24 protein-coding genes and 1 pseudogene are annotated in these 22,459 nt (G+C 67.8%); 11 read left to right on the top strand and 14 right to left on the bottom strand.

Translation table 11 applies throughout. The annotated features are described in order from the left end of the window. Positions 1-7: 7 nt before the first annotated feature. The 4 genes from hisD to GT355_RS10795 form a co-directional block, all read right to left on the bottom strand. Positions 8-1,315 (bottom strand): histidinol dehydrogenase, encoded by a 1,308-nt coding sequence (hisD, locus tag GT355_RS10810; RefSeq protein ID WP_160134648.1) that lies wholly within the window; start codon positions 1,313-1,315, stop codon positions 8-10. 40 nt (positions 1,316-1,355) lie between these two features. Continuing rightward, positions 1,356-1,568: a hypothetical protein gene (locus GT355_RS10805; RefSeq protein WP_160134647.1), complete on the bottom strand. Its 213-nt coding sequence runs from the start codon at positions 1,566-1,568 to the stop codon at positions 1,356-1,358. A 61-nt stretch (positions 1,569-1,629) separates the two neighbouring features. Then, positions 1,630-2,400: an SDR family NAD(P)-dependent oxidoreductase gene (locus GT355_RS10800; RefSeq protein WP_160134646.1), complete on the bottom strand. Its 771-nt coding sequence runs from the start codon at positions 2,398-2,400 to the stop codon at positions 1,630-1,632. 66 nt (positions 2,401-2,466) lie between these two features. Continuing rightward, positions 2,467-2,994, bottom strand: coding sequence for a GNAT family N-acetyltransferase (locus GT355_RS10795; RefSeq protein ID WP_160134645.1), 528 nt, complete (start codon positions 2,992-2,994; stop codon positions 2,467-2,469). Positions 2,995-3,067: 73 nt separating this feature from the next. Between GT355_RS10795 and GT355_RS10790 the strand changes: the two genes are divergently transcribed. The 5 genes from GT355_RS10790 to GT355_RS10770 all read left to right on the top strand — a co-directional run bounded on the left by GT355_RS10790 (position 3,068) and on the right by GT355_RS10770 (position 6,491). Continuing rightward, the gene (locus GT355_RS10790) at positions 3,068-3,640 is read left to right on the top strand and encodes a class I SAM-dependent methyltransferase (RefSeq protein WP_160134644.1); all 573 of its coding nucleotides are present in this window, start codon (positions 3,068-3,070) and stop codon (positions 3,638-3,640) included. A gap of 46 nt (positions 3,641-3,686) precedes the next feature. Then, a complete protein-coding gene (locus tag GT355_RS10785; protein WP_240145776.1) occupies positions 3,687-4,112 on the top strand; it encodes a DUF3054 domain-containing protein in 426 nt (141 codons plus the stop codon). A gap of 165 nt (positions 4,113-4,277) precedes the next feature. Continuing rightward, positions 4,278-4,499: a DUF8015 family protein gene (locus tag GT355_RS10780; RefSeq protein WP_160134642.1), complete on the top strand. Its 222-nt coding sequence runs from the start codon at positions 4,278-4,280 to the stop codon at positions 4,497-4,499. Between the two features lie 95 nt (positions 4,500-4,594). After that, positions 4,595-5,443, top strand: a complete 849-nt coding sequence (locus GT355_RS10775) for an alpha/beta fold hydrolase (protein ID WP_160134641.1) — start codon at positions 4,595-4,597, stop codon at positions 5,441-5,443. A gap of 43 nt (positions 5,444-5,486) precedes the next feature. Beyond that, positions 5,487-6,491, top strand: a complete 1,005-nt coding sequence (locus GT355_RS10770) for an ornithine cyclodeaminase family protein (protein WP_160134640.1) — start codon at positions 5,487-5,489, stop codon at positions 6,489-6,491. A gap of 86 nt (positions 6,492-6,577) precedes the next feature. Here the strand turns inward: GT355_RS10770 and GT355_RS10765 are convergent, their stop codons facing one another. From GT355_RS10765 to GT355_RS10755, 3 genes are all read right to left on the bottom strand, one after another. Next, positions 6,578-7,822: an ABC transporter substrate-binding protein gene (locus GT355_RS10765; protein ID WP_160134639.1), complete on the bottom strand. Its 1,245-nt coding sequence runs from the start codon at positions 7,820-7,822 to the stop codon at positions 6,578-6,580. A gap of 67 nt (positions 7,823-7,889) precedes the next feature. Beyond that, positions 7,890-8,372: a hypothetical protein gene (locus tag GT355_RS10760; RefSeq protein ID WP_160134638.1), complete on the bottom strand. Its 483-nt coding sequence runs from the start codon at positions 8,370-8,372 to the stop codon at positions 7,890-7,892. A gap of 52 nt (positions 8,373-8,424) precedes the next feature. Further along, the gene (locus tag GT355_RS10755) at positions 8,425-9,447 is read right to left on the bottom strand and encodes a presenilin family intramembrane aspartyl protease PSH (protein WP_160134637.1); all 1,023 of its coding nucleotides are present in this window, start codon (positions 9,445-9,447) and stop codon (positions 8,425-8,427) included. Between the two features lie 177 nt (positions 9,448-9,624). On the opposite strand from GT355_RS10755, the gene GT355_RS10750 reads away from it, so the two are divergent. Then, on the top strand, positions 9,625-10,491 hold the full coding sequence (locus GT355_RS10750) for a YihY/virulence factor BrkB family protein (RefSeq protein ID WP_160134636.1): 867 nt from the start codon (positions 9,625-9,627) through the stop codon (positions 10,489-10,491). Position 10,492: 1 nt separating this feature from the next. On the opposite strand, the gene GT355_RS10745 is transcribed toward GT355_RS10750, so the two are convergent. Both GT355_RS10745 and srp19 read right to left on the bottom strand, forming a co-directional pair. Beyond that, positions 10,493-10,714 (bottom strand): H/ACA ribonucleoprotein complex subunit GAR1, encoded by a 222-nt coding sequence (locus GT355_RS10745; RefSeq protein WP_120074169.1) that lies wholly within the window; start codon positions 10,712-10,714, stop codon positions 10,493-10,495. After that, entirely contained in the window at positions 10,711-10,989 is a 279-nt protein-coding gene (srp19, locus tag GT355_RS10740) for a signal recognition particle subunit SRP19 (protein WP_120074167.1), read from the bottom strand. The genes GT355_RS10745 and srp19 overlap by 4 nt, the downstream gene beginning before the upstream one ends. A 115-nt stretch (positions 10,990-11,104) precedes the next feature. Between srp19 and GT355_RS10735 the strand changes: the two are divergent. Then, positions 11,105-11,563 (top strand): annotated as a pseudogene (locus GT355_RS10735) (helix-turn-helix domain-containing protein); the annotation flags it as partial. Between the two features lie 375 nt (positions 11,564-11,938). Here the strand turns inward: GT355_RS10735 and GT355_RS10730 are convergent. The 4 genes from GT355_RS10730 to GT355_RS10715 form a co-directional block, all read right to left on the bottom strand. Beyond that, positions 11,939-12,787 (bottom strand): ABC transporter permease, encoded by an 849-nt coding sequence (locus tag GT355_RS10730; protein WP_160134635.1) that lies wholly within the window; start codon positions 12,785-12,787, stop codon positions 11,939-11,941. Next, the gene (locus GT355_RS10725; RefSeq protein ID WP_160134634.1) at positions 12,787-13,662 is read right to left on the bottom strand and encodes an ABC transporter ATP-binding protein; all 876 of its coding nucleotides are present in this window, start codon (positions 13,660-13,662) and stop codon (positions 12,787-12,789) included. The genes GT355_RS10730 and GT355_RS10725 overlap by 1 nt, the downstream gene beginning before the upstream one ends. A gap of 94 nt (positions 13,663-13,756) precedes the next feature. Beyond that, on the bottom strand, positions 13,757-14,605 hold the full coding sequence (locus GT355_RS10720; protein WP_160134633.1) for an ABC transporter permease: 849 nt from the start codon (positions 14,603-14,605) through the stop codon (positions 13,757-13,759). Continuing rightward, positions 14,602-15,759 carry an ABC transporter substrate-binding protein gene (locus GT355_RS10715; RefSeq protein ID WP_160134632.1) on the bottom strand — a complete coding sequence of 386 codons (1,158 nt, stop codon included), beginning with the start codon at positions 15,757-15,759 and terminating at the stop codon, positions 14,602-14,604. The genes GT355_RS10720 and GT355_RS10715 overlap by 4 nt, the downstream gene beginning before the upstream one ends. 281 nt (positions 15,760-16,040) lie before the next feature. Here GT355_RS10715 and GT355_RS10710 point away from each other — a divergent pair, with 281 nt between their 5' ends. Then, positions 16,041-16,754 (top strand): recombinase family protein, encoded by a 714-nt coding sequence (locus GT355_RS10710; protein ID WP_160134631.1) that lies wholly within the window; start codon positions 16,041-16,043, stop codon positions 16,752-16,754. A 652-nt stretch (positions 16,755-17,406) separates the two neighbouring features. On the opposite strand, the gene GT355_RS10705 is transcribed toward GT355_RS10710, so the two are convergent. Beyond that, entirely contained in the window at positions 17,407-18,180 is a 774-nt protein-coding gene (locus GT355_RS10705) for an IclR family transcriptional regulator (RefSeq protein WP_160134630.1), read from the bottom strand. 296 nt (positions 18,181-18,476) lie between these two features. Between GT355_RS10705 and GT355_RS10700 the strand changes: the two genes are divergently transcribed. The 3 genes from GT355_RS10700 (at position 18,477) to GT355_RS10690 (ending at position 22,387) form a co-directional block, all read left to right on the top strand. Then, positions 18,477-19,910 (top strand): aldehyde dehydrogenase family protein, encoded by a 1,434-nt coding sequence (locus GT355_RS10700; protein ID WP_160134629.1) that lies wholly within the window; start codon positions 18,477-18,479, stop codon positions 19,908-19,910. Between the two features lie 52 nt (positions 19,911-19,962). Further along, positions 19,963-21,708: a pyruvate kinase gene (gene pyk, locus GT355_RS10695; RefSeq protein ID WP_160134628.1), complete on the top strand. Its 1,746-nt coding sequence runs from the start codon at positions 19,963-19,965 to the stop codon at positions 21,706-21,708. Positions 21,709-21,859: 151 nt separating this feature from the next. After that, the gene (locus GT355_RS10690; protein ID WP_160134627.1) at positions 21,860-22,387 is read left to right on the top strand and encodes a winged helix-turn-helix domain-containing protein; all 528 of its coding nucleotides are present in this window, start codon (positions 21,860-21,862) and stop codon (positions 22,385-22,387) included. Positions 22,388-22,459 lie beyond the last annotated feature (72 nt).

The following is a 22,459-nucleotide window of genomic DNA, read 5'->3' as shown; positions in this document are numbered from 1 at the left end:
CCAGCCCTCACTCCCGAAGTCGCTCGTCGTCCTCCACGTCGGATTCGCGCTCGCGGAGTCTGACGGCGACGCTTTCGGCGTGGGCATCCAACCCTTCGGCCCGCGCGAGCGTCTCGACGGTCTCACCGATGTCGTCGAGCGCGTCGGCCGAGAGTCGCTGCACCGTCGTCGAGCGCAGGAAGGTCTCCACCGACAGCCCACCTGTGATCCGCGCGCCGCCACCCGTTGGCAGAACGTGGTTCGGCCCGGCGGCGTAATCGCCCGCCGCCACGGGCGAATACGGCCCCAGAAACGCACTTCCGGCACTACTGATCCGGTCGAGCAGCGCCTCGTCCTCGTCGGCCTGGATCGAGAGGTGCTCGGCGGCGTACTCCTCGCAGAACAACACCGCCTCCGGCATCGAGCGCGCGAGGAACACCCCGCTGGCGTCGCTTTCGAGCGCTTCCCGAATCGTCTCCGCCCGCTCGCCCTCGATACCCGCCTCGACCGCCGCCGCGACCGCCTCCGCGAGCTCCTCGTCGGCCGTCACCGCCACCGCGGACGCGTTCGCGTCGTGCTCGGCCTGCGCGATCAGGTCCGCCGCCACGAACTCGGGGTCCGCCGTCCCGTCGGCCAACACACAGACCTCGCTCGGCCCCGCGAGGAAGTCGATCGCGCAGTCGTTTCGGATTGCGGCCTTCGCCGCCGTCACCCACCGATTCCCCGGCCCGACGACCTTCTGCACGCGCGAGACCGACTCCGTCCCGTACGCCAGCGCCGCCACCGCCTGCGCACCGCCGACCTGATACACCTCGTCCGAACCGGCGACGTGGAGCGCCGCGAGCGTCGCGGGGTTGATCTCGTCGGCGGGCGGCGTCGCCACCGCGACCGTCTCGACGCCAGCCACCTTCGCCGGAATCACCGTCATCAGCGCGCTGGAGGGGTAGGCCGCCGCCCCGCCCGGCACGTACGCCCCGACCCGGTCGATCGGTCGGTACCGTCGTCCGAGTTCTCGGCCATCGAAGTCCTCGCGCCAGTCCTCGGGCAGCTGGCGCTCGTGGAACTCACGGATGTTCTCGGCTGCCGTTTCGATGGCCTCCCGCAGACCCGCGTCGATCTCGTCGTACGCGCGCTCGGCCGCGTCGGTCACGTCGAGCGATCCCACGGTCGTCTCGTCGAACTCCTCGGCGAACTCCCGGAGCGCGACGTCGCCCTCCGTGCGAACGCGCTCGACGATCTCGGCGACGTCGCCCTCGATGTCGTCGATCCCCGCGTCGCGCTCGAACACCGCACGGCGCTCGTCGGGCGAGAGGTCGGCGACGGCTCTCACGTCCATACCTCCCCTTACCGCGGGCGTCAAAACGGCTTGCGGTGTCTCACTCCCGGATCGTAGCGATCCCGAGCTTCGAGAGGGTCGCCCGCACGAGCAGATAGCAGATCAACCCGAAGGCCGCGAGCGTCGTCGGCGCGGCGAGCACGCGCGCGGTCCGGTAGGGAAGCACCAACCGCGAGAACCCGAGGATCACGAAGCTCACGAGGATCAACCCGAACGCGACGAACGAGAGCTTCACGAACCCCGCTTTGTCCATCGCCCGGAACTCGGCGCGGTCGCGAATGAAACTGTCGCCCGTCCGCAGAAATCGGCTCGCCTTACCGGTCCTTCGCGCCCCAGCCGAACGCGGTCCAGCCGCCGTCGGCGTGGAGCACTTCCCCGGTCATGTAGTGGTCGTGGGAGGCGAGGAACGAGACGCAGTTCGCGATCTCTTCCGGGGTGCCGAACCGGTCCAGTGGCGTCCGGTCGCGGACGTCCTGTTCGGTGAAGTCGGCCTCCTCCTGGGCCTCCGCCGCCATGTCGGTCATGATGTAGCCCGGCGCGAGCGCGTTGACGTAGATGTCGTGTTCGGCCCACTCGACGGCGAGACACCGCGTGAGGTTGTTGACGCCGCCCTTCGAGGTGTTGTAGGGAGTCCGATCCTGCTGGCCCATCTCGCCCATCATGCTCGAGATGTTCACGATGTCGCCGCCGTCGCCCTGCTCGATCATCCGCTTGCCGACGGCCTGGGCGCAGTAGAAGGGGCCAGTGAGGTTCACGTCCAGTACCTGCTGCCAGTCCTCGGGCGTGATCTCCTCGGCCGGCCCGCGAATGTTGATCCCCGCGTTGTTCACGAGGACGTCGATCTGGCCGAACTCCTCGACGGTCCGCTCGACCAGCCGCTCGACCGACTCCTTCTGACTCACGTCGACCTCGACGGCGAGCGCCGACCCGCCGTCCGCCTCGATCCCCTCGGCGACCTCCTCCGAATCCTCGACCGAGCGCGAACAGACCACGACGTTCGCGCCGTCCGCGGCCAGCGTCTCCGCGACCTGTTTCCCGATACCCCTGCTCGATCCCGTGACGATAGCGGTCCTGTTTTCGACCATCGTTAGCCCGACCTCGCCACCGGATGTTAACCCTGTTGCACTCCCCTCCGACGACGAACCGCGTTCCTACGTTGGTGGATCGAGCCGTGCCGGCGGATCCCGGTCGACTCGCGACGCCAGAAACTCGCTTTCGTCCGCCGAGAGGTCGCGGGCGCGGTAGACGTCGAGACCCGCTTGGTAGGCCGCGTGCGAGCGCTCGCTCGGACGTTCGAGCACGAGTTCGGCGAGGCCGGTCTCCCGGCCGGTGTAGCCGAAACCGGCCTTGTGGAGCGCCTCGTAGGCGAACGGGTTGTTGACCGCGATCCGGAGGCGCCCGTACCCGTGGGTAAGCGCCCGATCGGCGGCGAACGCCGCGAGGCGTGCCCCCAACCCCTCACCACGACGGTCGGCCCGCACGGTGATGTAGCGGAGCCAGAGCGTGGTCGGATCGGTGCGGTCCTCGTTGAACGCGACCGCGCCGAGGACCTCGTCCCCCTCGCGCACGACCGCCTTCCCGGTCGAGGACATCACGAACTTGCCGGCGTACGCGAACTGCCGGTAATCGAGGTCGAGCGTCGGCCCGTCCTCGGGCCACCCGCAGAACGCGTACTCCATACGTTTCCTTCGGCGCGAGCGCCATCCCTCCTTCGCCGCACGACTTAAGCGGCGGCCGGTGCGAGTGAGCGTCATGCAGCCGCCGGGCGACGTCGCGCGATTCGACCGGTTCGCGCGCCACTACGAGCGACTCATGCCCGCGAGCGACGTCGGTCCGATACGGGCGGGGCTCGTGCTCGCCGACCGCGAGCTCCACCGCGTGCTCGACGTCGGCGGCGGGACGGGTCGAGCGGTGCGCGCGCTCGGGGTCCCGGAACGGGTCGTGGTCGACGCCGCCCCCGGGATGCTCGCCGAGGCGCGCCGACGGGGACTTGGCTGTGTGCTCGGGGATGCGGCACGACTCCCCGTCGCCGACGCCAGCGTCGACGCGGTGCTCATCGTGGACGCGCTCCATCACGTCGCCGACCAAACGGGCGCGCTCGCGGAGGCCAAACGCGTCCTCCGACCGGGCGGCGTGCTGGTCTGTCGCGAGTTCGACCGCTCGACCCTCCCCGGGCTCCTGCTCGCGACGGGCGAGCGCCTCGTCGGCTTCGACTCCGAGTTCTTCACCCCCGACGAGCTCGCGTTCGCGGTCGAACGCGTCGGGCTCGACGCCGCGATCCCGGTTCGCGGCTTCGGCTTCACCGTCGCCGGCGTCAAGCGCTGAGCGCGAAAACGAGTCTTACATGCCGCTCGCGCCCCTCGCCCGACCCATGAGCAACGCCGTCGGTTCCCTCGGAGGCCGCATCGACGTCTCGGGGACGACCCTCGGGCTCGCGGTCGGCGACCTCGTCCTGATCGGCCTGTTCGTCGTCGCGGGCGAACTCCAGCACGGCTACAGCCTCACCGCCCAGCCCGGCCGGATCGTCGGCACCGCGCTCCCGTTCGTCATCGGCTGGGTCGTCGCGTCCGTGCTCGCAGGTGTCTACACGCCCGCCGTGTACCGCGCCCCCCGCTCGGCCGCCATCCGCACGGCCCTCGCGTGGGTCGGCGCGGCGCTCGTCGGCCAGGCGCTCCGCGCGACCGCCCTCTTCCACGGGGACTTCGCGCTCGCGTTCGTCCTCGTTTCGCTCGGCGTCGGGCTCGTCCTCCTGGTCCCGTGGCGCGTCGCCGTCGCCGCGCTCGTCGGTCGTTCCTGAGACCCCATCCCCGTTGTCACCGCTCGGTCCTCAGCGATCCACGTCGACGATCTCCAACCCATAACTTATAGAGAACCCTCGTGTGATCTCAGCAACTCATATCTCTCGCTCACGACCCACCTATGGGAAACACTTATGTGACGCACCCCCGTATCATTGAGTATAATGGCTCAGTACTACGACTACATCCTCGGACTCATTCCGCTCGCGCTCGGCGGTATCACCACCCTTCTCGTCGCCCTCGGCGTTTCACTCACGCTCGCTGTCCCGCTCGCGGCGGCCGTCGCGGTCGCGCTCATCGGTCACGGTCTCTTCGTTCGCTCGCCGGGTGCCGACACCCAGCCCGCCCCGCAGCCCAACGGCGGCTCGCTCAACTCGGCCGAATAATTTCTCCCTCTCTTCGACTTCTCTGCTGACTACTGCTTTTACAACGCGTTTCGGTCACGGCTCGACTCAAGCATGTTCCCGACGGAGGGCACCGTATGACCGCCACACCGTTCGAACCACTCTACGACCGAGCCGTCGCGGAACTCCTCGACGGTCCGGTCGAGGAGCGGCGAATCGAGACCGCCGTTGGCGAGACCCACCTGCTGCTCGCCGGCGACCCCGACGCGAAACCGCTGCTCGTCCTCCAGGGCGGGAACGTCACGACCCCGGTCACGCTCGCGTGGGTCGAGGCGCTCGCGGACGAGTACCGGCTGCTCGCGCCCGATACGCCCGGACAGCCGGGAAAGACGACGGCCCGAACGGCGGACTACGGCCGGTGGCTCGTGGCGCTCCTCGATGGGCTCGGGGTCGAGGCGGTTCCGGCGGTCGGTCTCTCCCACGGTGCGGGGGTGCTCCTCGAAGCCCTCGTCCGCGCCCCCGACCGGTTCGAGTCGGTCTCGTTGGTCGTTCCGGCGGGCTTCGGTGTCGGCCCCCCGGCCGGGCTGGCGAGGGTCGGGGTCCCGTCGCTCGCCTACCGCTCCCTCCCGCGGCGCTGGTTGCTCGACCGCGCACTCGGCTCGCTGGCGACCGAACCACCGGGATCGCTCCCGCCCGTCGTCCGCGACACCATCGCGGCCGCGCTCCGAACCGCCGACCTCATGACCGGGTTCCCCGGCCCGACGCGCGATGCGCTTCGAACCGTCGGGGTACCCGTGTTCGGCGTGGTCGCGGCCGACGACCCGTTCTTCCCGGCTCGAACGATCGGCCCCCGCATTCGGACGACCTTTCCGGAGTGCCGGGAGGTCCTCACCCTCCCCGACGAACGGCACTTCCTCGGCCCGGCGGGGCGGTCGCAGCTGTGTCACGCGCTTCGCGGCTTCCTCGAATCCGAAGCGACGGGGTGACTTGAGCCACCACTCATAAAGCCTCGCTCGCCCTTGTGCCCGTATGACCGACGACGGAACGCTGTTTCTGACCAGCGAGGAGTGTGCGGGGCTCGCGACGCCCGAGGAGTACGTCCGGGCGGTGCGCGAGGGCTACCGCCAGCGCGGCGAGGGCGCGCCGGCCGCGCCGCGGACGAAACTCACGAACGAGGAGCCGCCGGGCATGCTCACGGGCTACACCGCCATCCTGCCCGAGACGGGCGCGATGGGTGGCTACATGTACGCCGCGGGCTTCGGCAACCGCGACGCCCAGTTCGTCCAGCCGGTGTTCGACGCCGAGTCGGGGGCCCTGATCGCCCTGCTCGACGGCGCGAGCCTCAACCCGTTCAAGACCGGCGCGGCGGGTGCGGTCGGCGTCGACGCGCTCGCGCGAACGGACGCGACGACGCTCGCGGTCATCGGGAGCGGTGCCCAGGCCCGCGGTCAGCTTCAGGCCTGTGCGACCGTTCGGAGCTTCGAGACGGTGAACGTCTATTCGCCGACCGCGGAGAACCGGGAGAAATTCGCCGCCGAGATGAACGAACAGCTCAACCCCGCGGTCGCGGCCGTGGCGTCGAGCGACGCCGCGGTCGAGGGTGCGGACGTGGTGATCACCGCGACGAGTGCATCCGAACCGGTCTTCGACGGCGAACTCCTCGAGGACGGCGCACACGTCACCGCGATGGGCCAGTATCACCCCGAAAAGCACGAACTCGACGCGACCACCGTCGAGCGCGCGAAGTACGTCCCCGACCTCCGCGAGCGGGTCATGAACGACGCCGGCTCGTTCATCAACGCCGTCGAGGAAGGCGTCGTGACCGAGGACGATATTCACGCCGAACTCGGCGCGGTCGTCGCGGGCGAGGCCCCCGGCCGTGAGTCCGACGACGAGATAACGGTCTTCGACTCCGGTGGCACCGGTATCGAGACCGTCGCGGCGGGCTATCTGGTCTACGAGAAGGCCCGTGAGGAGGGCCTCGGCACCGAGCTCGCGTTCGCGCCGGGCAGCCAGGCCCTCACTGGCGAGTAACCCTCAGCTCCCGTCCAGATACTCATGGATCGCGTCGTCGTCGAGCGCATCGAGCACCCGTTCGGGGCCGGCGACGTCGCGGTCGGTCATCCGTCCCCGGTCACGATGTCCGCGACGCGCTGGCGGTCGAAGAGCTGACTGCCGCCGAACGCGTCGGGGTAGACGCCCTGGGCCGCGCGTTCGAGCTGGTGGAGGTAGATGATCGGACCCTGGTAGGTCAGCCCGGCGTAGATCACTCGACCGTTCTGGACCGCGCTGAGCTGGGAGGCCACCTCGTGGTTTTCGAGGGGCGTGACGATGTTCTCTTGGAAGTACTGGTCGGTGATCTCGTCTTGGAGGCGCACCGCGAGCACGTCCGGGTCGACCTCGAGCAGCGTCTCGAAGTCGATCGCGCTCCCACCCGCCTGGGCGTCGGCCACGTCGTTCGCCGCCAGCGCGTCCTCGACGCCGAGGGTCCGCCACTGCTTCGAGGTCGTCCCCTCGCCCACGAGGTAGGGGTAGAACGACTCCGGCGGGACGTCGGCGGGGTACAGCAGCGCGATCGAGGGGGTCTCGTTCGGAAGGTCGCTCTCGACCGTCGAGTGGACGTCGTCGAGCACCTCGGTGAACGCCTCGGCGCGTCCGCGCTGGTCGAACACCGCACCGAGCTTCCCCAACAGCTCCTCCATCGTGTAGTAGCGGTAGTCGTGCCAGTCGTAGACCTGCGTGAAGGTGGTGTTGCCGAAGAAGGGCGCGACCTGGTTCGTTATCTCCGTGACGTCGCCCTGGCTCCAGCTCAGCCTGTTGACCATGAAGTTGGGGTCGACGACGTGGACGTCGGCGTCGAGTTCGTAGAAGACCTCCTTCCCGACGCTGTCACCCTGATAGAGTTCGGTGAGGCTGCCCGTGTCGACCGATACCCCCGGGAGGTCGTCGTAGTAGAACGCGCCGTACCGGGCGGCGACGCCGATCGCCGAGAGGCCGTCCGACTGGCCGAGCGCGACGCCCATGTCGGCGTAGTCGCCGGTGAACGGAACCCACGTCTGGGGAACGGAGTCGAACGTGACGCTCCCGACCGGTGCCATCGAGACCGAGTACGACTCTCCAGTCGTCCCGCCGCTCTCAGTGGCTCCACCCTGGCTCGTGGTCCCGTCCGTCGAACCGCCAGCGGTCGATCCGCCGGACCCGGCCGTCGCGCTCGCCGGGCCGGCCCCACCGCCCGTTTCGTTGGACCCGTTGCTCCCCGCGTCGTTTCCGCTCGAACAGCCGGCGAACAACCCAGCGAGACCGACCCCGACACCGGTCCTGAGGAACCGGCGGCGCGTCGAGCCATCGGTAGCGTCGCGTGACATACGAATTAGGCTCGCCTAACAAAACATAGCCGTTCCGATCTTTCGGCGGGCCGAAAACTCGCCAAGCTCAGGCCCGCGACCCGAGCCACGCACCGAGCGCCAGCCCGTAGATCAGGTGGCCGGCGTGGAACACCGCCGACTCGTCGGTCGCGAGGTCCATGTCGAGATAGCGCTGGAGGACGACCGCCTCGCCGAAGACCGAGAGGGCGAGGCCATAGACCCCGCCGACGACGAGTCCGACCGCTTCCGGGTGGGTTCGGTCGGCGTCTATCACGGCGAGTATCGGTGCGAACAGCCCGCCGGCGATGGCCCCGTAGACCAGATGCAGCCCCAGCGAGTGCAGGTGGTAGTCGTCGGCGTCGCCGCCCAGCCACCGCGCGAGGAGTTCCGCGGTCGGTGGCAGGGCGCGCGCGGTTGGCTCGCGAAAGACCGTCATCACTACCGTAGCGAACGCCCCGGCCTCCAGACCGGTCGCGACCGTCGAGCGCGACAGGCTCGGCCGGGTGTGCTCGTCGCTCGGCGTGCTATCGCTCGTCTCGATGCTGTTCATGGGTCTCCGAACGTTTCGAGTCCTATAGGATCGCGGTCGGGACGCGCCGGGTTCAGAGGTACGGCCCGAGTCCGAGCGCGGTCACGACCGGGATCCCCGAGGCGACCGTGCCCACGAGGTAGCCGGCGATCGCCCCGCCGTTGAGCAACGGCAGTCCGGCGTGGGCGCGCCCCTTCATCACCAGCCGAAGGAGGACCACGAGGCCGCAGACCGTGCCGACCATCGCGGTGAGCGCGGGGAGCGAGAGCGCGAAGCCCGGTATCAGGGGGCGAGCGGGCGCGAAGAACGCGGCGCTCGCCACCAGCACGCCCGGCATCACCGCGTCACCGAGACCGACGAAGAACACGTCCCGGTCGCCGGCCGCCGGTGGCGTGGTCGTCTCGTTCGTCTCGTCCGTTTCGCCCTCCTCGCCTTCCCCGCCGTCGGCTTCGACGCTCTCGGCCGCGTTCGCCGTCGGCGAATCGTCGAGGAACGAGTACGAGAGCGTGAGCGGGATCACGAGCACCACGGGGAGTTTGAGGTCCATCACGCCGTCGGCGAGCGTCAGCATGTGTTCGGTGCCGTAGACCGAGATCGCGTCGTAGACCGCGAGCGCGACCAGCAGGAGTATCGCGGGCAGGAGGCCGAAGCTGATGCCGAAGATGCCCGCCGCGCCCGCGCCCATCACCACCCCGGCGGCGTCGATGACGTACCACTCGGGGTAGGCGAGCAGCGCGACCGCGAGGACGACCGCCCCGCCGACCGCGAGCGGGTTGAACGCCACGCCCGCGAGGCTCGTCGAGACGGGCGGTGCGAGCACCGAGAAGACGTAGAGCGAGACCAGCCCACTGGAGAACACCACGAACCCCCGGAGGAGCCACTGGATGTCGAGTTTGATCACCGCGAGCATCGCGGCGGTGGCGACGAGGATCGCGCCGATGTAGACCGCGCTGTTCGCGGGGTCCGTCGGGTTCTCGACGGCCTGGTAGCCCGCGCGCTCGAAGGGACCGACCAGCGCTACCGCCCCGAGCTGGATCAGCACGAAGACCGCGACCGCCATCGCGCCCGCCGCGTACACCCGCGTGCGCTGGTGCATACCTCCACCACCCCCGCCGCCGTCTTCGGGGTTTCGTTCGGTGACTCGTGCGAGCGACCCGTCGGTCACCCACCACGTTCGAACCGGGGTCGACCGCCCTGGACGGGAGGTCACAAAACGACGTCGAAAACCGAACCATTAGGTTGATTCCGCACGTTTCCGGACGGACGACCGCCTATGAGCATTCGTTCCTCCCGGCCGGTGACTATCGCCCGCGCGATGGTCGCCGAGGTCACGCAGAACCACCTCACCTTCATGGCGGGGAGCCTCGCGTTCTACGCCTTCCTCTCCATGATCCCGCTGTTCCTCCTCAGTTTCATCGCGGCGTCCGTTATCGGCGGCGAGGCGTTCGCCGAGCAGATCACCGCGCTGTTCAACTCGACGCTCACCGGGAGCGCACGTGAACTGCTCGCGGACGCCCTCACCGACTCGTCGGGCCAGACCGGCGCGTCCGTGCTGGGCCTCGCGACGCTGCTCTGGAGCGCGCTCAAGCTCTTCCGGGGGCTCGACATCGCGTTCGACGCGGTCTACGGCGTCCGCGACGTCAAGTCCCTCCCCAAACAGCTCCGTGACGCCCTCGTCGTGCTCGTGGGCGTCGCCTTCGGGGTCGTAGCCGTCGTGCTCACCGGCGGCGTGCTCGCGTTCGTCCCCAACCTCCCGATCCCCTTTCTCGGTCGCCTCAGCCCGCTCTACCTCGTCGTCGGGCTCACGTTCGTCTTCTTCCCGGTCTACTACTTCGTTCCGGACGTCGACGTCTCGGTGACCGAAGTCCTGCCCGGTACGGTGCTGTCGGCGATCGGGTGGGCGCTGACCCAGTTCGCCTTCCAGATCTACGTGGGCTACGCGGGCCAGTACACGGCCTACGGTATCGTGGGCGGTGTCCTCCTCGTGCTCGTCTGGCTCTACTACAGCTGTCTCGTGCTCCTGTTCGGCGCGGTCACGAACGTCGTCCTCGCGGGGCGGTCGAGCTACCTCGACGAGGGTAGCACGGCGGACGGCCCCAGCCTCTTCGACGTCGAGGAGTCGGACCGCTGGCGGTGGTAGCCTACTCGCTGTAGAGGCGCTCGCCGAGCAACCCCGCCGGCGCGTTCGTCGATTTCAGCGCCAGAAACGGCCGGTCGGTCGGCCCGAACACGTCGACGACCTGGCCGACCGTCGAGAGGCTCTGGTCGACGAGCTGGGTGCCGATGTTCGGGTAGCCCTCGTCGTCACACCGGACGATGGCGAGTCCCTGAGCCGTGCCGACCACCTCGCCTGCGCGTTTCATTCCCGGAGCGCGGCGACGTAGACCGCGACGGCCTGGAGGAGGTCCGACTTCCCGTCGTCGTCGGCGTCCTTCACCAGGACACGGCCACGGGCGGTGTGCTCGCGCGGGTAGGTCTTCTCGCGTTCGATCACGGTGTCGTAGCCGACCTGTCCGGCCGCACGAGCGATCTCGTCGACGGTCGGCTCGGGCACCGCGACGCCTCGGGGCACCCGCCGACCCTCGGTTCGACTGCGTCCGGCGTCCAGGTACGCCGGCCAGATGACGTTCTCGACCATGTTCGTGGTTCGCGGTCGGGCGGATAAACCGCTTGCTCCCGACCGATACCGCGATCACCCACACCGCTACCACGGAGACCGCTAGAACTATCCGCTCACCGGATCCACTTACGGTATGGACCATCTCGACGAGATCTCCGTCGAGGAACTGCAGGCGGCCCTCGACGAGGTCGACGGAGCGAAACCCGCACAGCGCCTTCTCGCGGCGATCGCCTACAAGAACGGCGTCAGTCAGACCGAACTCGCCGACTGGTACGGGGTCCAGCGCCGCACCATCTACAGCTGGCTCATGCGGCTCGAATCACGGCCGCTCGCCGACGCGGTCGTCGACGCCGACCGTTCGGGTCGTCCGCGGAAGCTCACCGCCGACCAGCGAGAAGCCTTCGAGGAGACCCTCCAGCAGCCCCCTTCGGAGGTGGGTGTCGATGCCTCCGCGTGGAGCCCACCGCTGGTGCAGCGCTACCTCCGCGAGACCTTCGGTGTCGAGTACTCGCGCCCGAGCTGCCGACGGCTGATGAAGGAGGCGGGGCTCTCCTATCGACCGGTGCGCCGAACCGGCTCGGACGGATCGGACGATTCCGGTGGCTGGGTGCCCTGATAGGCCGCTCTCGGTGGATCCCGACCGGTACCGTTTGTGCGGTTCGGCCGTCTCGTTCGTTGCGGTTTCGAGTGAATAGATCTGATCGTCCGTCGTATGGCCTGTGACGTCCGTGCTACTCAGCGGTAAATTACATATTGCGATATAGAATGGTCTAGATCGACTCAATGCGTACGGACTTTCCGAAATAATGGAAGTAGTCCGAGATCGCGCACCCAGTCGTCGAGAGTTCGAACGGTTCTACGAGTGGGTGTGAACTCGCTCGGCTCCGTTACCGACTTTCGAACACGGAGAACTGAGGTCGCGTTTCCGAGGGAGCGGACACCGCTCCCGTGGCTTCTCCCTTCCCGCTCACTCCGTGCTGTTCCACGGGAGCAGACGCGTGCCGATCCGGCGAATGACGAGCGAGGAGCAGTATCCCAGCAGGCCGATCGAGAGCATACCGACGACGATGCTCGCGTAGTCGCCGGCGATGTACGACGACCAGGTGAGGTAGCCGAGCCCGCTTCCGGCGATCATCTCCGCGGCGACGAGGTTGACCCACGCGAGCCCCATCCCGCTCACCATTCCCGCGTGGATCGACGGCAGCGCGCCGGGATAGACCACGTATCGGAACGTCTGGAACGGCGACGTCCCGAGCGACCGGGCCGCCCGGGGGAACTCCTCGTCGATCTGTTTGACCCCGCTGATCGCGTTGAGCAGGATCGGGAAGAAGGCCCCGAGGAACGTGATGAAGAGGATGCCCGTATCGACCGGGTAGTCGAGCGCACCGGCCCCGACCGAGACGATCGGGAACACGAGCGCGACGACCGGGATCCAGGCGACCGGCGGCACCGGGCGAAGCATCTCGAGCGCCGGATAGACCGCGTCCGCGAACGTCCGGTTCCAGCCGATCAGCAACCCGATCGGGACGGCGAGGACGAGCGCGAGGACGAACGAAACGTAGATCCGGGCCGTGCTCACGGCCGCAGCGCTCCAGAACGACACCTCGGCGAACTGGTCGAGGAACGTCGTCCCGACGGCGAGCGGCGAGGGCAGTTCGCTGAGCAGCCCGAAGTTGGTCGCGAGTGCCCAGAGCACGAGCAAGGCGAGCACCGAGGTGACACGGCGGACCGACCGCGGAACGGTGACCGAACCACCGGTCCCCGAGCTGGACCCCGATCCCGACTCGGAGCCGCGTTCGTTCTCGACGGTCGCCATCAATCGACCCGTCCCGCGGCCTGTTCCATCGCGCGTTCGGCCTCCTCGTGGATGAGGTCGAGCGCGCGGCGTTTGACGCGGGTGAACTCGTCGCTCGTGATCATATCGAGGTTTCGGGGTCGGTCGAGGTCGACGTCGAGGACGTCCTTGGCTCGACCCGGTCGGGCGCTCATCACGACGACCCGGTCGGCGAGGAAGATCGCCTCCTCGACGTCGTGGGTGATGAAGATCACCGTTCGGCTCTCGTTCTCCCAGACCTCGAGCAGCGCCTCCTGCATCAGCTCCTTGGTCATCGCGTCGAGCCCGCTGAACGGTTCGTCCATCAGCATGATGTCCGGGTCGTTCGCGAACAGCCGGGCGAGCTCGGCGCGCTGTTGCATCCCGCCCGAGAGCTCGTGGGGATAGGAATCCTCGAAGCCGTCGAGCCCCATCTGCGTGATCAGGTCGTTCACGCGCTCGTCGTCGACCTCGTTTCGCATCCGTGGGCCGAACCGGACGTTCTCGGCGATCGTCAGCCACGGGAAGAGGCGATTGGACTGGAAGACGACGCCCCGGGAGGGGTCGGGACCGTTCACGCGGGTGCCGTCGACGCGGACCTCGCCCTCGGTCGGTTCGAGATAGCCCGCGATGCACTCCATCACCGTGCTCTTGCCACACCCCGAGGGACCGAGGATCGTGATGAACTCGTCGGCCCCGATGTCGAGGTTCATGTCCTCGACGGCGACGACGTGGTCGCCATCGGGGTCGTACACCTTCGTGACGTCGTCGATCTCGATCGCCCCCGTTTCGCTCCCCCGCGTTCCGTTCGTCGCGGCCGCGGTCTTCGATTCGGTACTGGTCACAGCCTCGGTCGTGTTTTGGTCGGTGTTGCTCATTGGTGGTCGTTGGTCGGTCGAGTTCGTTCGGTAGTCGGTACGGTCGTGCGACCGGCGGTCGGCGGGACGGCGACGCGGCCGTGGTGTGCTCCCGTCATCGGCTCTCACGCTCGCTCCAGGGCATCCGTCGTGCGGCGTAGCGGTTCACCAGCGCCGAGGAGGCGTAGCCGAGCACGCCGATCACGACCATCCCGACGAGCACGACGTCGGTCTGGAGCAGGCGATAGGCCTGGAAGATCGTGTACCCGAGGCCGTAGTTGCCGGCAATGATCTCGGCGGCGACGACCGTGATCCAGCCGAGGCCGATGCTGATCGATATCCCGGTGAGGATCGACGGGAGCGTCGCCGGGAAGACGACGTACCGGAAGACCTGGAGCCCCTCCGCACCGAGACTGTGGGCGGCCCGTGTGTACTCGTCCTCGATCGTGCGAACGCCCTCGACCGTGTTGATGAGGATCGGGAAGAAGGCCCCGATGAAGACGACGAACAGGACGGCGAGGCTGACCTGAATCCCGAGGAGATCGAGTGCCGGCAACAGGAGGACGCTGATCGGGACCCAGGCGACCGGCGGGATCGGTCGGAGGATCTCGAGTGCCGGAAACGTGTAGTCCTCGAAGCGCTGGCTCGTCCCGATCGCGAGCCCGAGCGGGACGGCTAGCACCGCCGCGATGCCGACGCCGAAGACGACGCGAAAGGTCGAGTACGCCGCGTGCAGATAGATGGTCCCGCCGCTCGCCATCGGTTCGCCGGCGAGGTAGGCGAGCATGTTCGTCCCCGTCTCGACCGGGTCGGCCAGGTACTCGAAGCCGAGGACGCCGAACCGGACGAGCGCCCACCAGACGACGAGGAACCCGAGCACCGACCCGAACTGGACGACCCGACGCGGAACGCCGAGACCCGCCCGGTCCCCGAGCAACCGTTCGGAGAACGATTGCGTGCTCATCGCCCGCCTCCGGACGTGCTCGCGTTCGTCCCTGTCGTGTTCGAACTCGACTTATTCGATCCGTCCGACCTGTCGAACCGGTCGAGTCCGGTTCCGACGCCGAGCTCGTCGGCCGCCGTCTGCGTGAGCCCGGGTTTGTACCTCGAATCGGCCGGCAGCGCGGCGATCGCACCCTGGTCCTGGAGGAACCGTGGACCCTGTTGAGTCATCAATCGGTTGGCCTGCGGGACGGCCGCGTAGTCCGTGATGAGTTCGAGTCGGTTGATCGAGGGGTCGAGCTGGAGGCTCTCGTAGAGACACGAGCGCAGGACCGACCGGTCGTAGGTCGCGAGGTCGCCCTCCTCGGCGACGAGGTCGAGCGTGCGCTCGTGGTCGTTGGCCATGATCTCCTTGGCCCTGAGCTCGGCCTTGAGCCAGCCGATTGCGGCTTCCCGGTCGTTCTCGATCAACGAGTCGGGCATGATGATCCCCGCCGCGTCGCCGGTGTCGAACTCCGAACCGCTGATGAAGTACTCGGCGGCGTCCTCCTGGTAGACCGTTCGGGCCATGTTCGGTTCCCAGCCGAAGCCGACCGGCAGCGAGCCCTGGCGGATCTCGGCCAGGATGTTCCCGATCGAGTTGTCGACGAGGTTCGGTTGGACGCCCGTCTGTTCGACGACGTTGAGGTAGAATCGGTGGGTGCAGCTCCCGGTCGTGACCGCGGCGTCCCGGCCGTCCATCTGTTGGACCTCCGTCACTCCGGAACCGGTGGGTCGCACCGCGAGGCTGCACTGCTGACCCTCCGAGTAGCCCGCGAGACCGACGACGCTGATCGGGGTGCTGTCGTTCGCGATCGCCGTGATCGTCGGCATGTCGCCCGTGTAGCCGACCTGGTTCTTCCCCGAGATCATCCGCGTCCCGACGATCGACCCCTGCAGCGCGGAGTCCCAGTTCTTGACCGAGTAGCCCGACGGGAGGAACTCCTCGGCCAACCCGGCGTTCTTTATCACCACGGCGGACCACGCCTCGGCGTAGTACGGCTGATAGCCGATCGTCAGCTCTCGCCCGGCTGTCGCCCCCGACCCAATACATCCAGAGAGCGCTCCAACCCCCGCGAGCGCCCCAGCACGGAGGACGTTCCGTCGCGTCGAGGCCGACCCTCGGTCGCCAGTCATTGTATGCTCTCGCCCAGCGCTCGATTGCTCATATCCATTAGTTTCTACCACCCTCTCAAGCGTGTCGGCTACGATACCGTCGAGAGAGATGTATGCAGCCTATGGCCAGCGTCCGGATACCGGGCCGGCTTGTACTGGCAGGGTGTTAATAACCCCTGGGTTAAAATCAGGCCTCGGTCACGATCCGTCGCCGAAACGGGAAACCGGCGTGGACGGCCACCGCCCGGCCATCCGCAACGCACATATCGGCGGCAACCGAGACCGTCAACGAACCTCGATCGATGGCGACACAAAGCGATACAAGCACGACGGAAGGGGCGACGGTCGGCTACGTCCGCGTTCTGCCAAACACGGGGACGGTGGCGGACCAGCGCGAGCGCATCCTCGACTACGCCGAGCGGGACCTCGACCTCAACCCGGCGAACGTGTCGATGTTCTCCGACGAGGGAGCCGAAGCGCGTGCCGACCAGTCGTCGGGCTATCAGGCGATGCTCGACCGGGTCGCGACGGCGGCGGTGGGACGAGTCATCGTCACCGACGCCGCGCGCGTCGCGAAGACGGTCGTGGACTTCGACGAGTTCGTCGAGACGCTCCTCGACGCGGGGGTCGCGCTCCACGTCCTCGATATCGGTCTCGAACTGGGTGAGCCGGGGACGGTTCACGCCGACCGAACCGACACTCCCGACGAGCGCGCGATACTGCAGGGGCTGTCGATCGCCGCGGACATCGAGGCGTCGGTGAGCACGGAACGAACGCGCGAGGGGATCCACGCCGCGAAGGCGAGCGGCAAACACGTCGGTCGGCCGCCCTACGGGTTCGACAGCGAGAACGGACGACTGGTCCCCAACGACGACTTCAACACCGCGCTGCTGGTCATCGAGCGGCTCCGCGACGGCAAGAGCAAGCGCTCGACCGCGAAGCTCGCGGGGATAACGAGAACCACCGTCCAGAACATCGTCGACCGGTCGGCGCTCTACGCGGAACACATGGATTGACCAGTCGATCCCGTTCGTCCGTCCGACTCGTGGATTCGACTGCGGACCAGTCCTTATGACGGGAAACCGAAGGAACGAGTTACAAACATCTTCCCACACGCCGACGGACTTCGACACTATCGACGAGACCGCTATCGAGAGGCCACGAAGTCGAATTAGAATCCGCTAATTCCCCAATTAGCTGAATAAAACGCCGGAGATCCGCCGAAATATCTCGATTTCGTACTCTACCGAGCGATCGATAGCGACCGGATCGTTGGCCGGTGAGAGCAGGTCATCCGTCGGGCTTCGGCCGTGACTACCCTGATCATTCCATCACAGATGTCGTTGTTGTGCAGCTCGACCCCATCAGAGTGTCCTCAGCGAATCCGAATTGGCTCTGCTCCCGCACGTACTCCTTCGATCCGTTGAGGATCCAGACTCGGGAACTCCCTCGATGTGAAGCGAGTTCACGAGAGCGACTGTGCATTTTTTTATAGTGTCGAAGCATCCTTCTCGATGATCGACCGTCCGATGGCGGACTGGTTTGGAACAAATCTACATTTGTTATGAAGCGGTCACGCCCCTCGTCTCATCGCGATTCGGTGCCGACCTCTCCTCTTTCGCCTACGTGTTCTGCTATCCAGAATTTGTCGTCGGGTCGGGGTTCGGTCTACGCCCGCGAGTAGGTGACGTTGAGTTCGAGTTCGTTGGCGGCTTCGAGGAGCCGATTCGAGAGGCGTCGTTCGGTGGCGTCGTCGTTCAGTCGGTGGGTTGGACCGACGACGCAGAGCGCGCCCAGGACCGCCGCGTCCGATTCGACCGGGACGCTGACCGCGTTCAGGCCGGGGCTGTATTCGCCGTCGTTGACGGCGTATCCACGGTTGGTGGTCCGTTCGAGCTCTGTGAAGAGCTCCCCGGGGTCGGTGATCGTCGCGGGCGTCGTCGCCCCGAGCCCGTTCTCCTCGACGATCCGGCTGATGCGTTCGACGGGGAGCTGGGCGAGGACGGCCTTGCCGCCGGGGAGGCTGTGGAGCGGACCGTGTGACCCGACCCGGAACTGGGTCTCGACGGCGTCCGAACCCCTGGTCTGGAACAGTACGAACCCCTCGCCACCCTGTCGGGCGACGAACTGGCAGAGCTCGCCGGTCTCGTCCGCGAGGTCGTGGAGCTCCGAGCGCACGAACCGATAGCCGGGGACCCGTTCGCGTGCGAACCCACCGTGGTCGAGGGCCCGGAATCCGACGTGGAACGTGTCGTCCGTCCGAACGAGGTAGCCGTGGCGTTCGAGCGTGAGGAGGTGGTTGTGGACGGTGCTCTTCGCCACGCCGAGGTCGTCCGCGAGCTCGGTGAGGTTCGCCCCGCTCCGGCGCTGCACCGCCTCGACCAACCGTATCGACCGTTCGACCGATTTCACCGGGACGTTCGGCGTTTCGGAGGTATCCATACGGTACACCGGTCGCGTACCCACATGAGTGTTCTGTCTTTCCGAACAGTGGGCTTCGTCCCGTCGCCCGGACCCAGCGTTTCCACCGGTACGGGTTCCGCAGATCCGTTTGACCGAGCCGGGTCGGTCCATGAAGGACCGATCCCGACCAATTCGTTCTGTTCTACAGAACGATGTCCCTGACTCCGCTCGATTCGGGACCGGCCTGATGCCGTCCCGGTCGATCGCGGAACCACGGGAACACCATCATCGTTCGTCGCAGTAACGTTCTTGTGTCCGCCCGCGAAAGATCGGTTATGGCATCCGCAACCAAGCAGCAGCGGAGCGGTCCGTACGTCGGCGGCGAGTGGGTGGCGACCGACGGGCGGTTGTCGGTCGAGGACCTCACCGAGGAGGGCGAGACGTTCGCGCACATCGCGGCCGCCGGTCCCGAGGAGGCGACCGCGGCGCTCGATGCGGCGGCGGAAACCGAAGCGCGGATGCGCGAGACCACGATCCCCGAACGCGTCGAGTGGCTCGACGCGATCGCCGCGGGGCTCGAAGCCCGGAAGGACGAACTCGCCGAGACCATCGTCCGGGAGGCGGGCAAACCGGTATCGAGCGCCCGCGGCGAGGTCGATTCGGCCGCCGAGCGCTTCCGGCGGGCGGCCGGCGAGGCCCGGAGCCTCACCGGCGAGCACCGCACCGGCACCACCGACGGCCACGAGGGCTGGGAGGCACTCGTCAAACCCGAACCAGTTGGAACGGTTCTCTCGATCGCGCCCTACAACTACCCCCTCATGACGACCGCGCTCCACGTCGCCCCCGCGCTCGCGGCGGGTAACTGCGTGGTCCTCAAGCCCGCGAGCCAGACCCCGGTCACCGGTCGGATTCTCACCGAGGTGATCGCCGAGACCGGGGTTCCCGAGGGCGCGTTCAACTTCGTGCCGGGTGCGGCGAGCGAGATCGGCGACGTACTCGCAGGGTCGGACACGGTCAACGCGATCGTGATGACGGGTTCGTCGAGCGCGGGCGAGCACGTCGCGCACAAGAGCGGCATGGTCAACCTCCTGATGGAGCTCGGGGGCAACGCACCCGCGGTGGTGTTCCCCGACGCCGACCTCGACGCCGCCGCGGCGGCCTGTGCGAAGGGCTCGCTGAAGTACGCCGGCCAGCGGTGTTCGGCGGTCTCGCGCGTGCTCGCCCACGAGTCGGTTCACGACGACCTCGTCGAACGGATCGAGCCCGCGATGGACGAGTGGGTCGTCGGCGACCTCTTCGACGAGGAGACCGACCTCGGGCCGCTGATCTCCGAGGATCAAGCCGACTGGGTCGAGGAGCTCATCGAGGACGCGCTCGACAAGGGCGCGCGGCTCGTTCGCGGTGGCGGTCGGGAGGGCCGGTTCGTCGAGCCGACCCTGCTCGCCGACGTGCCCCACGACGCGCGGATCGTGACCGAGGAACAGTTCGGGCCCGTGGTCGCCGTGACCACTATCGAGGACGAGGACGAGGCGGTACGGGTGGCGAACGCGGGCGACCTCGCGCTCGACGCCGCGGTCTTCACGGCCGACCATGACCGCGCGATGGACCTGGCCGACCGGATCGACGCCGGCGCGGTGCGGATCAACGGTGCGCCCTCGCACGGTCTCGGCGACCTCCCGTTCGGCGGCAACAAGGCCTCCGGGATCGGTCGGGAGGGGATCGGCGTGAGCATCGAGCGGTTCGTCCGCCGCAAGACCGTCGTGCTATGAGCCATCGGGCCGACCGATGGACCGAAGTACCAGCCCGGGAGTGGGTGATCGCATGAACAACACCAAGATCGTCTGCACCCTCGGGCCCTCCTCGGGGTCCCGCGAGACCATCGAGGCGCTCGTCGCGGCCGGGATGTCGGTCGCGCGGTTCAACGCGAGCCACGGGAGCACCGACGAGCGCGCCGACCTCATTCAACGAGTCAAATCGGTCGACGAGGCCACCGAGGACTCGGTCGCGACGATGCTCGACCTCTCGGGCCCCGAAGTCCGGACCGCGCCGCTCGACGCCGACCTCGACCTCGCGGCGGGTTCGACCGTCGAATTCGTCGAGGGTGCCGAAACGTCGTCGGACCGGGTCGGCCTCTCCGAATCCATCACCGCGGTCGAGCCCGGCGACACCGTCCTGCTCGACGACGGCCGGATCGAGACCACCGTCGAATCGGTCGACGGCGAGGTCGTGCGCGCCCACGTCGACTCCGGCGGGTCGATGCGCGGGCGGATGGGCGTCAACATCCCCGGTGTCGACCTCGGCTTCGACGTGCTGACGGAGGCCGACGAGCGCGAACTCGACCTCGCGGCCGAGGCCGAGGTGGACTTCGTGGCGATGAGCTTCGTTCGCGAGGCCGCGGACGTCTACACCGTGAACGAGGCGCTCGAAGCCCGCGACGCCGACATCCCCGTCGTGGCGAAGATCGAGCGCGCCGACGCGGTCGACAACCTCCAAGGGATCGTGGCGGCGGCCTACGGCGTGATGGTGGCGCGGGGCGACCTCGGGGTCGAGTGCGCGCTCGAAGAGGTCCCGTTGATCCAAAAACGGATCATCCGGGAGTGTCTCGCGGAGGGGACACCGGTCATCACGGCGACCGAGATGCTGGACACGATGACCCACTCGCGCCGACCGACTCGGGCGGAGGCCTCGGACGTCGCGAACGCGGTGCTCGACGGGACGGACGCGGTGATGCTCTCGGGCGAGACCGCGGTCGGCGACCACCCGGTTCGAGTGGTCGAGGCGATGAGTGGGATCGTCCGCGAGGTCGAGCGCAGCCCCGAGTACGACGACCACGTCGAGCAGGCCGTCCCGAAGCCCGACGACTCTCGCACTGGGGTCCTCGCGCGGTCGGCGCGCTACCTCGCCCGCGACACCGACGCCACCGCGGTCGTCGCGGCCACCGAGTCGGGCTACACCGCGCTCAAGACCGCCAAATACCGTCCCGAGGTGCCGATCGTCGCGGTCACACCCGACGACCGCGTGCGCCGGCGGCTCTGTCTCTCGGCGGGCGTCCTCCCTCGATACGCGCCGCTCACCGGCGAAGGCGAGGGGACCGACAACGTGATCCGGAACGCGGTCCGGACCACGCTCGCGGCGGGCGTCGCCGAAAGCGGGGATACGGTGGTGGTGCTCGCGGGGCTGATGACCGACCTCGAAGGCGCGAACACGACCAACATGCTCAAACTCCACGTCGCCGCCGAGGTGCTCGCCTCGGGCCGGTCGGTGGTCACGGGTCGGGTCGCCGGTCCGCTCCACCACGCGCCCGACGGTGACCTCACGACCGTACCCGAGGGGGCCGTCCTCTTCGTCCCGCAGACGTTCGACGACGAGTTCACGGGCGATCCGACGAAACTCGGTGGGGTCGTGAGCGCCCACCAGGGCGTGACGGGCTACGCCGCGATCGTCGCGCGCGAGACCGGCCTGCCGATGGTCTCGAACGTCTCGCTCCCCGACTCGCTCGCCGACGGCGACGAGGTCACCCTCGACGCCGGTCGCGGGGTGGTCTACGAGGGACGCGTCGGCCACTGACGAGAGATCAAAACTCGCTGCTCGATCTGGGTCGACAGTTCGAGTTATCCACATTGTTTCGTGCTACACGAACCATCACGCGAGTCGACGGCCTCGTCCGCTCGAACCGAGATGGCTCAAGTTACTTGATGGTGGAGCCCCGACAAAGGGTATGGCCCATCTCGAAAACGTGACCGCCGACGAACTCCGTGGTCTGCTGGACGAGGTCGAGGGCAAACGACCGACACAGCGCCTGATGCTCGCGCTCAACTACAAGGAGGAGTCGGTCACCCAGCCGACGTTGGCGGCGCGCTACGGCGTCTCGGAGGGGACCGTCCACAACTGGCTCGCCCGGCTCGACCGACTCGAAACCGAACCACCTGCGGAGGTGCTCTACGACCAGAAACGCGGCCCCAAACCCGGACAGTCACGGGCGCTCTCGCCCGACCAGTTGGACCGACTCGCGGCGGCGCTCCACGACGCGCCGACGGCGGTCGGCTACGACGCGACGGCGTGGACGACGACCCTCGCCCAGCGCTACATCGCGGAGACCTTCGACGTGGAGTACTGCCGACGACACGTTCGTCGGTTGATGTCGGAGGCCGGCTTGTCGTGTACCACGACCCGAACGAGGTCGGTGGCGGCCGGTACCGAAACCGACGGTCGTCGGGACCGGGTCTGGAGCGCGACGCGGTCGTAACGTCGACCGATCAACGATCCGTGTCTCGACGATGTCCCACTCACTCGCCGAGTGTTGGGTCAAGTTTCTCCA

The sequence above is a fragment of the Halococcus salsus genome (assembly GCF_009900715.1).
Lineage (GTDB): Archaea > Halobacteriota > Halobacteria > Halobacteriales > Halococcaceae > Halococcus > Halococcus salsus.
The sequence above is the reverse complement of the archived record's forward strand: the minus strand, read 5'-3'. Positions and strand labels throughout refer to the sequence as shown.

What these genes read in the sequence shown, in the direction of transcription:
- GT355_RS10785 (WP_240145776.1), top strand. Translation starts at nt 3,687, where the DNA reads ATGAGCAACGCCGTCGGTTCCCTCGGAGGCCGCATCGACGTCTCGGGG.
- GT355_RS10715 (WP_160134632.1), bottom strand. Translation starts at nt 15,759, where the DNA reads ATGACTGGCGACCGAGGGTCGGCCTCGACGCGACGGAACGTCCTCCGT.
- GT355_RS10750 (WP_160134636.1), top strand. Translation starts at nt 9,625, where the DNA reads ATGAGCATTCGTTCCTCCCGGCCGGTGACTATCGCCCGCGCGATGGTC.
- GT355_RS10775 (WP_160134641.1), top strand. Translation starts at nt 4,595, where the DNA reads ATGACCGCCACACCGTTCGAACCACTCTACGACCGAGCCGTCGCGGAA.
- GT355_RS10730 (WP_160134635.1), bottom strand. Translation starts at nt 12,787, where the DNA reads ATGGCGACCGTCGAGAACGAACGCGGCTCCGAGTCGGGATCGGGGTCC.
- GT355_RS10710 (WP_160134631.1), top strand. Translation starts at nt 16,041, where the DNA reads ATGGCGACACAAAGCGATACAAGCACGACGGAAGGGGCGACGGTCGGC.
- GT355_RS10800 (WP_160134646.1), bottom strand. Translation starts at nt 2,400, where the DNA reads ATGGTCGAAAACAGGACCGCTATCGTCACGGGATCGAGCAGGGGTATC.
- GT355_RS10790 (WP_160134644.1), top strand. Translation starts at nt 3,068, where the DNA reads ATGCAGCCGCCGGGCGACGTCGCGCGATTCGACCGGTTCGCGCGCCAC.
- GT355_RS10805 (WP_160134647.1), bottom strand. Translation starts at nt 1,568, where the DNA reads ATGGACAAAGCGGGGTTCGTGAAGCTCTCGTTCGTCGCGTTCGGGTTG.
- GT355_RS10780 (WP_160134642.1), top strand. Translation starts at nt 4,278, where the DNA reads ATGGCTCAGTACTACGACTACATCCTCGGACTCATTCCGCTCGCGCTC.
- pyk (WP_160134628.1), top strand. Translation starts at nt 19,963, where the DNA reads ATGAACAACACCAAGATCGTCTGCACCCTCGGGCCCTCCTCGGGGTCC.
- GT355_RS10795 (WP_160134645.1), bottom strand. Translation starts at nt 2,994, where the DNA reads ATGGAGTACGCGTTCTGCGGGTGGCCCGAGGACGGGCCGACGCTCGAC.
- GT355_RS10770 (WP_160134640.1), top strand. Translation starts at nt 5,487, where the DNA reads ATGACCGACGACGGAACGCTGTTTCTGACCAGCGAGGAGTGTGCGGGG.
- GT355_RS10705 (WP_160134630.1), bottom strand. Translation starts at nt 18,180, where the DNA reads ATGGATACCTCCGAAACGCCGAACGTCCCGGTGAAATCGGTCGAACGG.
- GT355_RS10755 (WP_160134637.1), bottom strand. Translation starts at nt 9,447, where the DNA reads ATGCACCAGCGCACGCGGGTGTACGCGGCGGGCGCGATGGCGGTCGCG.
- hisD (WP_160134648.1), bottom strand. Translation starts at nt 1,315, where the DNA reads ATGGACGTGAGAGCCGTCGCCGACCTCTCGCCCGACGAGCGCCGTGCG.
- GT355_RS10725 (WP_160134634.1), bottom strand. Translation starts at nt 13,662, where the DNA reads ATGAGCAACACCGACCAAAACACGACCGAGGCTGTGACCAGTACCGAA.
- GT355_RS10720 (WP_160134633.1), bottom strand. Translation starts at nt 14,605, where the DNA reads ATGAGCACGCAATCGTTCTCCGAACGGTTGCTCGGGGACCGGGCGGGT.
- GT355_RS10690 (WP_160134627.1), top strand. Translation starts at nt 21,860, where the DNA reads ATGGCCCATCTCGAAAACGTGACCGCCGACGAACTCCGTGGTCTGCTG.
- srp19 (WP_120074167.1), bottom strand. Translation starts at nt 10,989, where the DNA reads ATGGTCGAGAACGTCATCTGGCCGGCGTACCTGGACGCCGGACGCAGT.
- GT355_RS10760 (WP_160134638.1), bottom strand. Translation starts at nt 8,372, where the DNA reads ATGAACAGCATCGAGACGAGCGATAGCACGCCGAGCGACGAGCACACC.
- GT355_RS10700 (WP_160134629.1), top strand. Translation starts at nt 18,477, where the DNA reads ATGGCATCCGCAACCAAGCAGCAGCGGAGCGGTCCGTACGTCGGCGGC.
- GT355_RS10765 (WP_160134639.1), bottom strand. Translation starts at nt 7,822, where the DNA reads ATGTCACGCGACGCTACCGATGGCTCGACGCGCCGCCGGTTCCTCAGG.
- GT355_RS10745 (WP_120074169.1), bottom strand. Translation starts at nt 10,714, where the DNA reads ATGAAACGCGCAGGCGAGGTGGTCGGCACGGCTCAGGGACTCGCCATC.